The following is a 14628-nucleotide window of genomic DNA, read 5'->3' on the forward strand; positions in this document are numbered from 1 at the left end:
CGGCTCTCATTGGAGCGGGGAGGCAATGGCCGTCTGAATCGGCTTTTCGTCGCTTTCGATCAGATCGGAGGCGGCCGCAACCAGATTCTCGAGCGACATCGGGCGGAAATGGAACTCGACCCGATGGCGTCCGGGGCCGATCTCGACGCCGCGGAACAGAAGATTGGCGCGAAGGATCGGCCGGCGCTCGCCATCGACCCAGGCCTCCCAGCCCGGGTAATGAATGTCGTGAAGCACCAGCACGCCATTCTCGCTGTTCTCGACATCGAGCGTGACCGAGTTTCTCTGATAGCTCACGATCCGCGCTTCTCCCTTGGCCTTGTCGCGGACTGAGCCCGCGGGCGCATAGGAGGCCCTGAGCAGGGACATGCTCTCATCGTCAATGAGAGCTTCCGTCTCGCGATTGAATTCCGGCAGTTCCTCCAGGCCGAGCACGGCCTCAGAATCCACCGGCGTCACATGATGCGCCACATAGGCGCGCGGAACGGAGGTGTTCAGGCGGTAGATCCACATCCGCCCGGTTCCGTAGACGACCTCGGCCCCGGTCAGGCGTGGGAAATGGCGCGGCAGTTTCTCTGCCGGACGATCGAGCACGATGTAGTCGAGCCCGAGCAGGCTTGCGAGTTCGCACTTGTAGCCCCGGAAACTTGTCGGGAACCGACGCAGGTTGGGATCTTCTGCGTTCTCGCCTGGTCCAATGGCGCGCTCGTAATCGGCCAGACGCAAGGGATTGTAGCCGATGATATCCTCGATCCCGAGGACCATGGACGCATTCTGCCAGGCGCCCTTCAGGCCCAGGATCTCGACACGAGGATATTCGCCTCTCGCGTTACGCTCGGCCAGCTCCCGCTTGAGGATCTGCAGGCCCTGGAGTTGCTCGGGCGGTAGCTTGGTGAAGACCGTATAGCGCTCGGCCGGCTCTGCATTCAGTGCTGAAGCCGCGTGGCGGCCGATGAGTTCGGCACCGGTCAGCGTGACCAGCATGAGGGCCATGGCTTCGCGCCAGCGCGAGGCGCCGCTCATCCCGGTAATCGTCGCGATGGCCAAGGCTGCGGCAGCGAGGCTCACGCCGATCTCGATGAGGGCAGGCGAGACATGTCCTCCCTTGATGGCGAAGGCGAGAGCGCTGGCGGTGGCCGCGATCAGGAGACCCAGGGCCAGGAGCGGAAGGGCAGCCCAGAACGGCCCAAGCGAGGCCCGGTTCCATTTGGGCAGTCCGTCCGTCGCATAGCGATGGACGAGATAGCCTGCGGCAAAGGCAAGGGCGATGTTGATGACAAAGGTCGCGTCGGCTGGCCGGCGGTAAAGATTCACGCCCGGTAAGTGGTCGAAAATGACCTCGAAGCCTGGTGTATAGCGCCCGAGGGCGTAGAACAGGGCGACCAAGCCGACGACGAGGAAAAACCGGAACTCTCGGGCGAACAGGCGCCCACCCGCCACACCGTGCCAGAGGAGGAGAAGAGCCGGGATTGTGCCGATGAACAGGTAATTGGTGGCCCTGTCCGTCCAGGTTCCCTCGGACAGGCTGTGCCAGTCCGGTCCCCAGTAATCGTAAGTCCAGCGCAGGGAGCCGAAGACGTTCCCGAACAGAATCGTCGCCAGGCTCTCCGGCGGCAGGGAGCCCATGGCGGCCACCCCGAAGCCGAAGGAGGGGCGCGTCGACGTGGCGAGGAACTGCATCGTCAGTACGATGGGCACGGCGAGAAGCGCGCCACCGACAAGCCCCATGAAGACCAGGAGCCCGAGGCGGGACTTGAGATAAGTGAAGGACCGGGGCGCCGCCCAGATTCGCTGCACGACCAGGGCAATGAGTGTCAGGGCGCAGAGAAAGGCGACCTGATCGCGCCCGATGACCATCATGGCGGCGCTGACGGCAAAGAGCAGGCCATGAAGATACGAGCGGCGGTCCAGGGCTTCCTCCAGGAGCCAGAAGGCGAGCGGGAAGAAGCCGTAGCTGAAGATCATGCCCGTGTGCTGGAGCCGGGCCGTAGCGGAGCCGCCGAGCATGAAGATGAGAGCAGCCACCACGGCTCCCGCCGGATGCCATCCCCTCCGCCGGAACAGGGGTACGAAGGCCAGGGCTCCGGGCAGGAAATGGGCAAAGACGACCACGTCGAACAGCTGCATCGACGGTTCGGGAACGAGCCATCCGAACAGCAGCATGGTGGGCGTGAACAGAAGGGACTGGGGATCGGCCGCCGAGGGGTGTCCGCCGAAATGGTAGGGGTTCCACAGGGGGAGCTCACCATGGGCGAGGGCGCTGCCCAGGTAGCGTAGGGTCGGATAGAACTGGTTCTTGGAGTCCCAGGGAACGACGGTTCCGGTCAGCGGCCAGATGGAGGCCGCCAGCGCCCAAGCTACAAGGATGAGACCAAAGGCGATCAGCGTCTGGCGCTCAGGCCAGGCGGTCAGGGACGGTGGACTATCCAGTCCGGAAATTGATGTCTGCATTGCTCTCAAGCGGCGTCGCGCCACCTTGCCTCTCCCCATGGGACCACCCTTCGGCCTGCCTGCGCATACCGCTGGGGCCGCCATGGGTTGAAACCTGCTTGGCGTCTGACCGCACTCCCCCTATACATCCGCTGCTGTTTCTGTTGTGGCAGCGGCCCGTCTTTTGAGATGCCCGCGCTCCCTCAAGCGCAGTAAGACGGCGAGACGATGGCAAGCCGGAGCTTGCCTCTTCCGCAGCCTTCATGAGCATCCACCTTCATTGTTTCACATTATTCAAGCCGGATGAAGATCCCATGAATGATAGCCTCTCTCGCCTTCTGCAGCGCCGTTCCGTTCCTCCGCGCTGGCTGGGGGCCCCGGGGCCGAGCGAGCAGGAGATCGAAACCCTCCTGAAGGTCGCCTCCCGGGTGCCGGACCATGGAAAGCTCGTTCCTTGGCGCTTCATCCTCATCCAAGGGGAGGCACGCCAGCGCCTTGGGGATGTTTTGGCGACGACTTTCCAGGCGGACAACCCTGGCGCCAGCGCCGAGCAGGTGGCCGCCGAGCGGGAGCGCTTTGCGCAGGCACCGCTCGTCATCGCAGTAGTGTCCCGCGTGGTCCCTCATGTGAAGATCCCGGACTGGGAGCAGGTTCTCTCCGCGGGCGCCGTCTGTATGAACCTGCTCAACGGCGCGACGGCTCTCGGCTACGGCGCCTCATGGCTCTCGGGCTGGGCCGCTTTCGACCGGCGGGTGTTGGATGCTCTGGGACTGAAGCCCAACGAGCGGATTGCGGGCTACGTCCATATCGGCACGACCAAGGAGCCCCCGGCAGACCGCGACCGACCCAGCCTCGACGACATTGTGACGCGGTTCTAAGCTGATGTTCTACGAAACCTCGACCAACGCCCACGGCCTTCCGCACGATCCGTTCAAGGCTATCGTCACTCCCCGGCCCATCGGCTGGATCACCTCCATGAGTGCGAAAGGGGAAGTGAACCTCTCGCCCTATTCGTTCTTCAATGCCGTATCCGAGCGCCCGCCCATGGTGGCGTTCTCCTCTGCCGGAAAGAAGGATGCGCTTACTTTCATCGAGGAGACGGGTGAATTCGTCTGCAATCTCGCGACATACGATCTGCGCGAGCAGATGAACCTGACTTCCGCTGTTCTGCCGCGGGGTGAGAGCGAGATGGAACATGCAGGCTTGAAAGCCGCGGCCTCCCGACTCGTGAAGCCGCCGCGTGTGGCCGATGCTCTCGCGGCGCTCGAATGCAAATGGCTGCAGACCGTGCCGCTCAATCCCTTAGGGGGAGGCGAGCCATCTTACTATCTCGTGATCGGGCAGGTGGTCGGTATCCATATCGATGACCGCTACATCGTGAACGGCCTCGTCGACACTGCAGCCATGCGCCCCATCGCCCGCTCGGGATATCGCGACTACTTCGTGGCGACGCCCGAGACCAAATTCTCGATCACGCGTCCTGGCGGCTGAGACGCTTCGCTTCGGGGGCAACAACAAGTTTCCCTTCCAGTGCACAAAAAGAACGGCCTGTGAGGATCCTCACAGGCCGTTCTTTTTGTGCCGGGCTCAGTCTAAAGCCGAGACCGGATTAGATGACGAAGAAGTCCTTGTAGGTCATCTTCAGGTTCTTCGAGAGCTGAGCGAACTCAACCGCCTTGCCCTTGCCCGAACCGTCGGCATCGTAAGACAGGACGCCAGTCTTGTTGTTGTAGATCAAGTAGTCGTTCTTGTCCTTGGCCTTGTCTCCGATGGTGAAGAACGAGCTTTTGAGCTGCTTGGGGCTGGTAGGAGTGCCCGATCCGAGCTTCTTGAAGATGGCGTTGTCGAGATAGAGACTATCATCTTTGACCGAGAAGTCCTTGATCGCGTCGAAGTTGACCTTCCGGTCCGTGCTCGACGTACCAAGCTTCGAGTCGAAGACGAAGATGTCCTTGCCCTTCTCGCCCCACAGCGTGTCGTTGCCGACGCCGCCCGAGAGCTTGTCGTTTCCGAGACCGCCTTTGAGCACGTCCTTCCCGAGGCCGCCGGCGAGAATATCCGCGCCGGTTGTGCCCGTGACGGTCTCGCCTGTGATGTCCGTGAGGTCGATGGCGAGGGTTTCTTCGTAGGTCGCGCCAACCGCGTCCTTCACCTGAACCCTGACGTTGTGCGACATGGCCTGCTCGTAATCAAGCTTGGTGCCGTCGGTGACCTTGAGGGTGTTGGTCGTTGCGTCGATGACGAAACGGCCGCCCGCATTGTCCAGCAGAGCATAGGTGAGCGTGCCACCTTCAGGATCGGAGGCGCTCAGCTTGCCAACCTCAGTTCCAGCCACTGCATTCTCGGAGATCGATGCCTTCGATAGGGAGATGTCCCGTGGCGCATCGTTGATGGCATTGACGGTGAGAGTGAATGTCTGAGGCTCGCTCTTTTCACCTGCTTCATCTACCACCCGATACTCGAACGTGACGGTGCCGTTGAAATCGGCTGGCGGAACATAGCGGAAGGTGCCATCCGCGTTGAGTTTTAGTCCTGCGACCGGTGCCACCAGCTCGTAGGTCAGGTCATCTCCGTCCAGATCGGTACCGGCAGGAAGTTCTCCGTTAATCGTCGTGTCTTCGTTCCCTGAGGCGCTGTTGCCAGCCGTGGCTGCCACAGGCGCATCGTTCACCGCTGTCACGAAAATAGTGTAGGTCTGAACCTCGCTCTCAAGCCCGTCCTCGTCCACAACTTTGTACTGGAACGTCACCTCGCCATGAAAGTTGTCGGCTGGCTCATAGGTGAAGGTGCCATCTTCGTTAAAGGTCAGGCCAGCGATCGACTCCCCTACGAATACGTAGGTCAGAATGCCACCATCGGGATCGGTACCCTCCGGAACCGCTTCGCTGATGATCGTGTCCTCATCGCCCGCTGTGTCACCGCCTGCGCCTTCGGGGGCATCGTCGACCGGGTCAAGGGTGATCCTGAAGGTCTGGATCTCGCTCTCGAGGCCCTCGTCATCTACCACCCGATATTCGAAGGTGAATGTGCCGTTGGTGTTCGCAGGCGGGACGAAGCTGAATGTGCCGTCCGGGTTGAGGGTCAGGCCTTCATACGATCCAACCAGCACGTAGGTCAGATCGTCCCCGTCCACGTCGGTACCGGCTGGAAGCGCGCCGGTGACCGTCTCGTCCTCGTCACCCGTAAAGTCGTTGCCGTCCTCTGCCGCCACAGGAGCGTCGTTGACGGATTCGACGGTGATGGTGAAAGTCTGGATTCCGCTAAGAGCGCCGTTGGCGTCTCTCACGCGGTATTCGAAGGTCTTCTCACCATTGAAGTTGTCGGCCGGGTAATAGGTAAAGCTGCCATCTTCGTCGAGGGTCAGGCCGTCCACCTCCTCGACCAGCTCATAGGTCAGTTCGTCCCCATCCACATCCGTGCCGGCCGGAACCTGTCCCGTGATGATCGTATCCTCATCGCCCGATGCCTCGTTGCCGGTCGCGGCTGCCTCTGGGGCATCGTTCGTGCCAGTCACCGTGACGGTGATCGTCTCGGATGCCGTGCCGTCGAGTGACACAACCGTCAAAGTCTGCTCGACCTCCTCGCCCTCCTTGAGGGACTGGGCCGCAGCATTGTCGAGAGTGAAGTTCCACTCTCCGGTCGTTTCGTCGAAAGTGAACGCCCCGTACTCCTTCTGTAGATCGTTTTCGGACGCAGGCCTGAAGGCGTCCTCGCCCCAATCCTCGTCCTCGACCGACAGAGTGCCGCTGGCGACTTCCGTGCCGTCTTCTGAGGCAGTGCCCGTGGTGTCGCCGGTGATCACGGCATCGAACGTCGCCTCGATCTGCTCGTGAGATTCGGCGAGTGCCGAGATGATCCGGGTATCGCCAAAGAACTGGCCACCCTGCAGGGTGCCGCGGATGACCAGCATGCGGGCGCCCAACTCAGCCATGTAGGCTTCATCGTCGAGGTGTGTCACGATTTCGGCCAGAACCGTGGTGTAGGCTGTGGTCTGGAGAAATTCTGCAAGCTGAATGGCCTCGGGATCGCCGCTGTCGAGAAGATAAGCGATCAGCTCCTGCCGGTCCTCGTGCACGGTTTCGACGGTTTCATAGAGTGCAAGGGTCATTTCCTCTGCAGTCACGGCGTCGTCAAGCGCGGTGATGAACTCGAACTTGGCGTGTTCAGTATCGATTTGATACTCGAGAGCCTCCTTGAGGTCCGCGATGGATTGGAAATCGCCGAACAGGGCTTTCGTCTGGACGATTCCGTCTCCGATAGCCTGCTCACGGCCCTTATCGTCGGGAAGATCGCCGAGCATGTCGATATAGGCCTGATCAAGCAGAAGGTCGTCGTAGTCCTTGATCGCAGCCAAGGCTTCCTGCCAACTGTTGGCTGCGTTGAAAGCGGCCAGAATGTCCGCATTGACAGCCAGATCCGCCGCCTTGAGCGCGGGGATGAGAGTGCCGGTGCCGAAGATGGGATCGGCCTCCGGATCGTCACGAACGATCACCAACTTCGCCGCCAGGAGGTCGAGATAGGCTCCGCCGCCGGCGCGCGAGGCGATTTCCTTCAGAACGAGAGTGTATTCCTCGGCCTCGAGCGCCGCCACCCGTGCCTGCACGGCCTCAATCTCGCTGGCGGACCACTCCTCGATGAGATTCTGGCGGTGCTCATTCAGGATTGGGACGAGGTTGAGAGCGTCCCTCATCTCACCGATCCCATTCGCAGTCCTGACCCCCTCGATGACCTCGAACTTGGCGTATTCCACGTCGATCTGCTTCTGCACGGCCGACCTAATTTCGTCGACGGTGGTGAAGTCGCCAAACAGGGTCTTGATCTCGTTCACGCCGAGGCCGATGGCTTGTTCGCGACCACCATCATCCGGAAGCTGATTGATTTTGGCGCGATGAGTATCCTCAAGCAGAAGCGATGCATATTCTTCATTCTTAATTGCCGCTAATGCCTGCTGCCATGTCGTGGCAGCATTGAACGCATCGATAAGAATCTGAGACATAGATATCCCCCAACACCCGCCTTCGTGGCGGGCCTATTTTGAGCAGTTCCAGCCGTCAGAGGACCGGAACGGCTCGGTGAGTTTTCATTTGCCCTGCCGCTTCCAACCACGCGGGAAGAGTGCGATTTGTGGTGTTATATCGGATAAGAACATACGGCCCGGGGCTGTACACTGCCCATATGGGTAGTTTATAACGTTTAAGTTCCTATTGGTTAGGTCGCTTTCCAATGGTTGCCTTTCGGCAACAGTGGCGATCCTCGAAGTCCCGAGCGTAAGAAGAGATGCCTGCGACCGATGCGTTCTATGAGGCCGCGATTGTTCCGGAGTTGTGGGGACGGGCGCTCGATCTGGCGAGTGCCGCGTGGGGCGCGGATGGGGGCATTCTCTTGTCCTATGCGAATTCCCTGGGAGGCCTGATCCATTCCGATGCCCTTGAGGAATTCTGCACCCGGTTCTTCGACGAGGACTGGGAGGCGCGCGATGTGCGTACCCAGCGCGGCATCCCACTGGCCCGGAAAGGGAAAGAGATCGTCACCGATGCCGACCTCGCCACGGCAGACGAGCTGAGAAAGCTGCCCCTTTATTCCGAGTTTCTCCCTTCAGTCGGCTTCGGCTGGTTTGCCGGGACAATCCTGATGGAGACAGGAGGCGCGAATATTGCCCTTTCCCTTCATCGTCGGGCGAAGCGGGAGCCCTTTTCGAAAGACGATCTCTCCCTGTTGCGGCACGACCTGCCTCATGTGCGCAGGGCGGCTCGCCTGGCCTCGAAAGCACGCCTGTCATATGCGGAAGGGCTCGTCGATGGCCTCGAGCGCTTCACCTGCGGGGCCATTCTGATCGACTGGCTGGGGCGCGTTATTCGCCTCAACGGACGAGCCGAGGCATATCTTGGCGAGCACCTGCAAATTGTCTCGTCGCGCCTGCGCTCACCGGAGCGCGAGGCTAATAAGGCGCTGCAGGACCTGATCACCGCCTCCACCCGTTCCATGATCGGCGAGCAGGACGACGGGCCGATCTCCGCCCTCCTCCATAGAGCCAATGGTCTCCCGTTCCTTCTGCATTCCTACCCGGTCGCCCGAGCGGCGTGCGATATCTTTCAAGGGGCACGAGCCATCCTGCTGATCACCGATCCGACGGAGGATCGGACCCTGGCACTGACGACCGTGCGGGAAATCTTTCAACTGACGCCCGCCGAGTTGCGTGTGGCCTCGGCGCTTCTCAAGGGGTTGGATACGCAGCAGATCGCAAACGAAAATGAGGTCGGGACTCAGACCGTCCGGTATCACCTCAAATCGATCTTCGCGAAGACAGGCACGAACCATCAGGCCCAACTCGTGAGCCTGCTATCTCGTTTCTCAGAACGAAGCTGACCTTTACGAAAGCCGGCCGGCTCGCCTCAGGAGCCGTTCGGCCCGGAGCAGGTGTGGGCGATCGAGCATCTCGCCGTTGACGCCGACGACGCCTGCGCCCGGATTGGCCTTGAACGCCTCAATCACAGCCTGTGCCCGCTCGACAGCTTCAGGGGACGGGGTGAAGGCCCCGTTGATCACCGGGACCTGAGCCGGATGGATCGCCATCTTGGCGACGAAACCATCGCGCCGCGCTGTCTGGCATTCAGTTTCGAGACCGGCCATGTCGCGGAAATTGGTGAAGACGGAGTCGACTGCGTCCACTCCTGCTGACGCCGCACCCAGGAGGGTAAGGGCGCGGGCTATCCGGTACGGGTCCGTATAGGCCCCTTCCTCGCCGCGGTTGGTCTCGGCCCCGAGATCGGCGGACAGATCCTCGCCACCCCAGGTCAGGCCCATGAGGCGGTGGCTTGCGCCCGCGAAGGTGCCGAGCGCAAACACGCCCGCAGCATTCTCCGTCGCGATGGCAAGGATGCGGGTGGCACCATCCTCAAGACCGAACTCGGCCTCCCGCACCGCCAGCTTGGCGCCGAGATGAGCCACGTCCGGACCGCCAACGGTTTTCGGCAGCACGATCCCGTCGGGAGCAGATCGCATCACGCCGTCGAGATCTGCATCGATGAGGCCTGTCGTCAGCCCGTTGACGCGCACGAACAGGCGAGGGCGTTCAGCTTCCTTGCTGCGCTCGGCGAGAAAGGCGGCGGCGGTGCGTCGGGCTTCCTGCTTGGCATCGAGGGAAACCGAATCCTCCAGATCGATGAGGAGCACGTCGGCTCCTGAATTCATGCCTTTCTCGAGCTTCTTTGGGCTGTCGCCCGGGACGAACAGGAGCGAACGCATCAGGCGCTCCTCTTGCGCATGAATGCCTGTCGGCGGCATTCGGCCACGAGCGTGCCGTCCTGCTTGTAGGCGCGATGGATGAAGTCGACGATACCGGCATCGGGACGCGACTTCGACTCGCGCTTGGCAACGATCTCCGTCGTTGCGTTGACTGTATCGCCTTCGAACAGGGGCGCTGGAAACTTTACATCCGTCATGCCGAGATTAGCGATGGTCGTGCCGACCGTCGTGTCGTTGACGGAGATGCCGATCATCAGGCCTAGCGTGAACAGGGAATTCATGAGCGGCTTGCCCCATTCCGTCTCGGTAGCGCAAAAATGCGCGTCGATATGGAGCGGCTGCGGATTCAACGTCATGTTGGAGAACAGCATGTTGTCCATCTGCGTCACCGTCCGCGTGAGACGGTGCTTGATGGTCGAGCCGACTACGAAATCCTCGAAATAGAGGCCGCCTCTCGGGTGCCTGTTGTCATCGTTCATGACGTTTACCTCATCGTTTGACCGGCATGTTGGAGCCCATGCCTTTGCTGCATCAATAGCCAAACTGCTCGCGTAAGATTCGCTCGTCCAAGCTGTGGCCGGGATCGTGCAGCATCACGAGGTCGACGCTGCGATCCATGGAGACATGCACGTGGGAGACGTTGCGAAATTCCGTGTGGTCGGCCACCGCGCTCACCGGGCGGTTATCGGCTTCCAGAACCTCGATCTGAATCTTGGCGTAATCCGGCAGGAGTGCCCCACGCCAGCGGCGTGGACGGAAAGCGGAGATTGGAGTCAAGGCAAGCAGAGGAGCGTTGAGCGGCAGGATCGTTCCGCCGACCGAGAGATTATAGGCGGTCGACCCGGCTGGCGTCGAAACCAGGATGCCGTCCGCGATGAGCTCCGAAATTCGCACGTGGGAATCGACGCTGATGCGCAGCTTTCCGGCCTGGTAGGTCTGCCGCAGCATGGAGACTTCGTTGATGGCCCGCGCCGTGTGAGCAACGCCATGCACGTCCCAGGCCACCATCAGCAGCGGGTGTACGACGCTGCGCTCGGCCTCTTCCAGACGCTCGAACAGATCGTCTTCCCGATAGTCGTTCATCAGGAAGCCGACCGTACCTTTGTTCATGCCGTAGATCGGCTTGGACGTGCCCATGAACCTGTGGAGGCTCTGCAGCATCAGGCCATCGCCGCCGAGTGCCACGATGGCATCGGCATCCTGGGGGACGACGTTGGGATAGCGATCCTGCAGGGTCTTCAGCGCGCTTTGGGCGTCAGGCGCAGCGCTGGCGACGAATGCGATATTGTTGAAACGGCGGGCCATGCCCAGTTACCCTCGTTGCGTCCCATCGGATGCGGAGGAAAGGCATAGCATGGATCGCCCACTTCTCGTCTATACGACCTTTCCCGATATGGATATCGCCCTGTCGATCGGGGAGGGGCTCGTTCGGGACCGGATGATCGCCTGTATCAATGTGCTGCCCGGCATGCAGTCCGTCTATGCCTGGAAGGGCAGTATCGAGCAGGGACAGGAGGCGGTTGCCATCCTGAAGACCCGTAAGGGCCTTCAGGATCAGGTGCATCGGGCGCTGAAAGAGCGACACCCTTATGAAACGCCGGTCATCCTCTTCATCGAGCCGACCGGTGCGGATGAAGCCACCCTGGCGTGGCTCATCGGGGAAACCGCTGGGGGCAGGTTTTAAACAGCTGAGCTCCACTGCACCGGCACGAAGCGGAATCCGTTGCCGTCCTTCGCGATATGCCCCGTAGCCGGGAAGGGAGCGTGATAGAACGCGACCTGTGCCCGCTCGGAGGCGGCCATGTCGAGCATCCTGCGGCGGGTGGCCCTGGCCTGGTCCGCATCCATGTCGAACACTGCCGACCAGTCCGGATTGCGGACGAACAGGGCAGGCTGGTTCGCCGTGTCCGACAGGATCAGCAGGCGGCTCGAGCCGGAGGACAGCATGAAGGCGGTGTGGCCGGGCGAGTGTCCATAGGCTGCAATAGAGGTCAGGCCGGGCACGACCTCCTTGTCCGCCTCGAAGCGCTTCACATCGTTGGCGATGGGGCCGAAGACACGGCGCGCGCCCTGGAATCCGCCCCTCGCGCCTTCGGGCGCTTGGTTCATGCGGGCGTCGTCCATCCAGAAGGCCCACTCGGCCGCTGGGACCATCACTTCGGCGGTCGGGAAGACGGCCGTGCCGTCCTTGCGGCGAAGACCGTTGATGTGGTCGCCATGGAAATGGCTGATGACGACAGTGTTCACCTGGGCCGGATCGAACCCTGCGGCACGGAAGTTCTCCATCCAGCGGCCCGTGGTGGGGGCGCCCATCTCTCCATTGCCGGTGTCGATGACGGTCAGCCGGTTGCCATTCTTGATAACGAGGCCGTTGAAGGTGTTCTGAATCGTGGTTTGAGGCAGGAACGCTTCATTGGCGGCCTGCTGGACGGCCGACAGTTCCGCATTGCGGATGAAGCCCTCGAGAGGGCGCGGTGCAGAGCCGTCATTGATGGCCGTCACCTCGATATCGCCGACCTTGTAGCGATAGAAGCCGGGAGCCTGGCGGCTGCCAGCCGCAGGGGCCGGGGTCGAAGCGGCAGTTTGGGCTAAGGCAGGACCTCCGATGGGAGCAGCGGCAAGAGCGGTGCTGGCAAGAATTGTGCGGCGTGTGATCGACATGGGCGTCTCCAGTCATGGGAGCGGAAGCCTAGAACGGCTACGCTTGGAGACAAGGGACTGATTTCTCACAAATCAGAGAGCGGTATTCGCAAGGTGGTGCAAGGCAATCCCGCTCGTGGTCGCCACATTCAGCGAATCGAAACCGCCGCTCATGGGAATGGATACGGTACGTGTGCAAGCCATCAGTTCCATTGGTAGTCCTGGCCCTTCCGCCCCGAGGAGGAGGGCGGTTCGCGGTGAGGATCGAACCTGCGAGAGGATTTCTCGGCCGGATGGCGACAGAGCGATCACGTCGAAGGACGCTGCCTGCAGGGCCCGCACCATGGCGTCCGCCGATGGAACACGTGTAAAGGGCACCACCAATGCCCCTCCGACAGAAACACGGATGGCCTTGCGGTAGAGCGGATCGCAAGTCTCCTGATCGAGCAGTACCGCTCCGGCACCGAAGGCCGCGGCATTACGGAAGATCCCACCGACATTGTCATGGTTTGCCAGGCCGACCAGACCGACTACGAGCGCCTTTTCCGGCATCTGCGCGAGCAATTCCTCAATCGGTGGTGAGGAAGGCCGGTGAGCAACGGCCAGGATGCCTCTGTGGATCGGAAAGCCGACGATGGCATCCATCACCGTCCGGTTCGCCGTGTAAACCGGAACCTCAGGAGAAAGCACGTTCAATGCATCGCTCAGGCTTTCCAGCCGGCTTTCTGCCAACAGGAGCGATTCGATCTTGAAGCGTGACTGCTTCAGGAGAACCCTTAAGACCACTTCCCCTTCCGCAACGAAACGGCGCTGCCGCCCAACGAGATCGCGCTCCCGCACGGAGCGATACGCCTCGATCCGCGGGTCGTCAGGTTCTGAAATGGGGATTGGCATGGGGTTTGGCGCACTCCGGGCAAGCTGATGTATCCCGTCTGTCTAATGCCGGATCGTGACTTTGCCTATGTGAACCCGCTCGCGGAACGACGACCTTCCAATCCGGCAAGCGCATCGTGCGGGCCCGGAGGGCCGCGTCAGCGACCCGTAGGGCCATGCCAGTGAAAAGTGGACCCGTTTTCCGCGCCCAACGATGCTCTAGCCCTCGACGCGGACAGGGCCGCCGAAAGCGGACTTCCGCAGGGAGATGATAGATGGATTGGGATATAGCCGATGGCTGGGTCTGGGGCCTGGTGATCATCGGCGGGCCTTTGCTGATCGGCATCTTCATGGCCGTTTCCAGCAGCCGGCGCCGCAAATTGACGCGAACCGAGCAGAAGATGGCCGATCAGGTCGCTCATGAAAATTGGGGCAAGGAGCAGCTTCACTGGAAATGTTGGGTGAAATGCAGTCTGCGAGGACGTTCCCGCAGAGATCGGCGACGGGGAGCCGATAGTTCACGCAGGTCCATGGCCTGTTTCGCAGCTCCGGCCAAGCGGCGTTCGTGCCAGAATCATTCCTGGAGACGCTCTATCGCCGGAACCAGGCTTTAAAGAAGCTCCGGTTCGGTTTTACCTGGGATGAATCGGAATGGCTGGGCGTTCGCCCGGCAAGCTGCCGCGACACCTGGAGCGATAGGATGCCGGCAATGACGGCGGAGGCTACGGCGGCTGAGCCCATCACCTTGAGCAAGATCATCTCCATAGGCGCCTCCTGTCCGATATGGGGCGCAGCGTAAGCCTCATTGCCGGAAATCAAGCTTGGGCAGGTGGGCTACCTCGGCAGATGAAAACGGGTGAAATTCTTGAGGTGAACGCGGGCTCGATTGCCCTGCTGTCCTCGAGCGTCAAAACAAATAAAAGGCCGGAACCGGAGACGCTTCATCGTTCGAGAGAAGGAATGGTGCCGGTGGCAGTCTGGAGCGAACCCGTCTCCAGTCCTGAATCCCTGCCAGCAGGGAAATCTGCAGGGAAACCGCTCAGAATTTTGCACTCTCGTCGGCGTCTCAGCGACAGAAGCTAAACAGACGCAGCCACTTGCGTGTCCATTTCCGGTTCGCCGGGCAGGGAATTCCATCGGCTGGAGCAGGGAATTCGGATTGAGCCGCAGGCAAGGCATAGTAGCTGTTTCGCGTAGATCATGCCTCCTGCCCCGGAGGCCCATGGATTAACGCGCGCCGTCATAGGAAAACGAATCGTTCTTTATGTGTAGAACGAAGAGAGTCTACGTCTCTACATTGGCGTGACGAAGAGAGTGATCTTGGTGGTCATGCCGCCCTTGGAGCGGCCTATGGCCTGGCTCTCAGTCCCCCTTTTGCGCCTTGTCCGTGGCGGTGAACCTTGACGATGGTGGCGTCGACCATTGTGTATTCCCTGTCGG

12 protein-coding genes and 1 pseudogene are annotated in these 14628 nt (G+C 61.2%); 4 read left to right on the forward strand and 9 right to left on the reverse strand.

The genetic code is table 11. The features are described 5' to 3' along the window. Positions 1 to 6: 6 nt before the first annotated feature. Positions 7 to 2475 (reverse strand): YfhO family protein, encoded by a 2469-nt coding sequence (locus ACS5Q1_RS31410; protein ID WP_473101887.1) that lies wholly within the window; start codon positions 2473 to 2475, stop codon positions 7 to 9. A 269-nt stretch (positions 2476 to 2744) separates the two neighbouring features. On the opposite strand from ACS5Q1_RS31410, the gene ACS5Q1_RS31415 reads away from it, so the two are divergent. Beyond that, complete coding sequence (locus ACS5Q1_RS31415; protein ID WP_473101888.1) at positions 2745 to 3308, forward strand: nitroreductase family protein; 564 nt, start codon at positions 2745 to 2747, stop codon at positions 3306 to 3308. A gap of 4 nt (positions 3309 to 3312) precedes the next feature. Continuing rightward, positions 3313 to 3921: a flavin reductase family protein gene (locus tag ACS5Q1_RS31420; RefSeq protein ID WP_473101889.1), complete on the forward strand. Its 609-nt coding sequence runs from the start codon at positions 3313 to 3315 to the stop codon at positions 3919 to 3921. 118 nt (positions 3922 to 4039) lie between these two features. Here ACS5Q1_RS31420 and ACS5Q1_RS31425 read toward each other — a convergent pair whose 3' ends face one another. Further along, positions 4040 to 7426, reverse strand: coding sequence for a tandem-95 repeat protein (locus ACS5Q1_RS31425; protein WP_473101890.1), 3387 nt, complete (start codon positions 7424 to 7426; stop codon positions 4040 to 4042). 281 nt (positions 7427 to 7707) lie between these two features. Between ACS5Q1_RS31425 and ACS5Q1_RS31430 the strand changes: the two genes are divergently transcribed. After that, a complete protein-coding gene (locus ACS5Q1_RS31430; protein WP_473101891.1) occupies positions 7708 to 8796 on the forward strand; it encodes a helix-turn-helix transcriptional regulator in 1089 nt (362 codons plus the stop codon). 3 nt (positions 8797 to 8799) lie between these two features. On the opposite strand, the gene ACS5Q1_RS31435 is transcribed toward ACS5Q1_RS31430, so the two are convergent. The 3 genes from ACS5Q1_RS31435 to ACS5Q1_RS31445 are packed head-to-tail and all read right to left on the reverse strand — an operon-like array spanning position 8800 to position 10980. Beyond that, on the reverse strand, positions 8800 to 9675 hold the full coding sequence (locus ACS5Q1_RS31435; protein WP_473101892.1) for an HpcH/HpaI aldolase/citrate lyase family protein: 876 nt from the start codon (positions 9673 to 9675) through the stop codon (positions 8800 to 8802). After that, complete coding sequence (locus ACS5Q1_RS31440; RefSeq protein WP_473101893.1) at positions 9675 to 10154, reverse strand: MaoC family dehydratase; 480 nt, start codon at positions 10152 to 10154, stop codon at positions 9675 to 9677. Before ACS5Q1_RS31440 ends, ACS5Q1_RS31435 begins: the two co-directional genes overlap by 1 nt. 52 nt (positions 10155 to 10206) lie before the next feature. After that, entirely contained in the window at positions 10207 to 10980 is a 774-nt protein-coding gene (locus ACS5Q1_RS31445; RefSeq protein WP_203443384.1) for an NAD kinase, read from the reverse strand. A gap of 49 nt (positions 10981 to 11029) precedes the next feature. Here ACS5Q1_RS31445 and cutA point away from each other — a divergent pair, with 49 nt between their 5' ends. After that, entirely contained in the window at positions 11030 to 11359 is a 330-nt protein-coding gene (gene cutA, locus ACS5Q1_RS31450; RefSeq protein ID WP_473101894.1) for a divalent-cation tolerance protein CutA, read from the forward strand. Here cutA and ACS5Q1_RS31455 read toward each other — a convergent pair. The 4 genes and pseudogenes from ACS5Q1_RS31455 to ACS5Q1_RS31470 form a co-directional block, all read right to left on the reverse strand. Further along, positions 11356 to 12336, reverse strand: coding sequence for an MBL fold metallo-hydrolase (locus ACS5Q1_RS31455; RefSeq protein WP_473101895.1), 981 nt, complete (start codon positions 12334 to 12336; stop codon positions 11356 to 11358). The genes cutA and ACS5Q1_RS31455 overlap by 4 nt on opposite strands. A gap of 72 nt (positions 12337 to 12408) precedes the next feature. Beyond that, positions 12409 to 13209 carry a TrmH family RNA methyltransferase gene (locus tag ACS5Q1_RS31460; protein ID WP_473101896.1) on the reverse strand — a complete coding sequence of 267 codons (801 nt, stop codon included), beginning with the start codon at positions 13207 to 13209 and terminating at the stop codon, positions 12409 to 12411. Positions 13210 to 13779: 570 nt separating this feature from the next. Next, a complete protein-coding gene (locus ACS5Q1_RS31465; protein WP_473101897.1) occupies positions 13780 to 13953 on the reverse strand; it encodes a hypothetical protein in 174 nt (57 codons plus the stop codon). A 539-nt stretch (positions 13954 to 14492) separates the two neighbouring features. Beyond that, positions 14493 to 14628: pseudogene (locus ACS5Q1_RS31470) on the reverse strand (IS5/IS1182 family transposase); the annotation flags it as partial.

Source organism: Microvirga sp. GN3 (assembly GCF_055792825.1).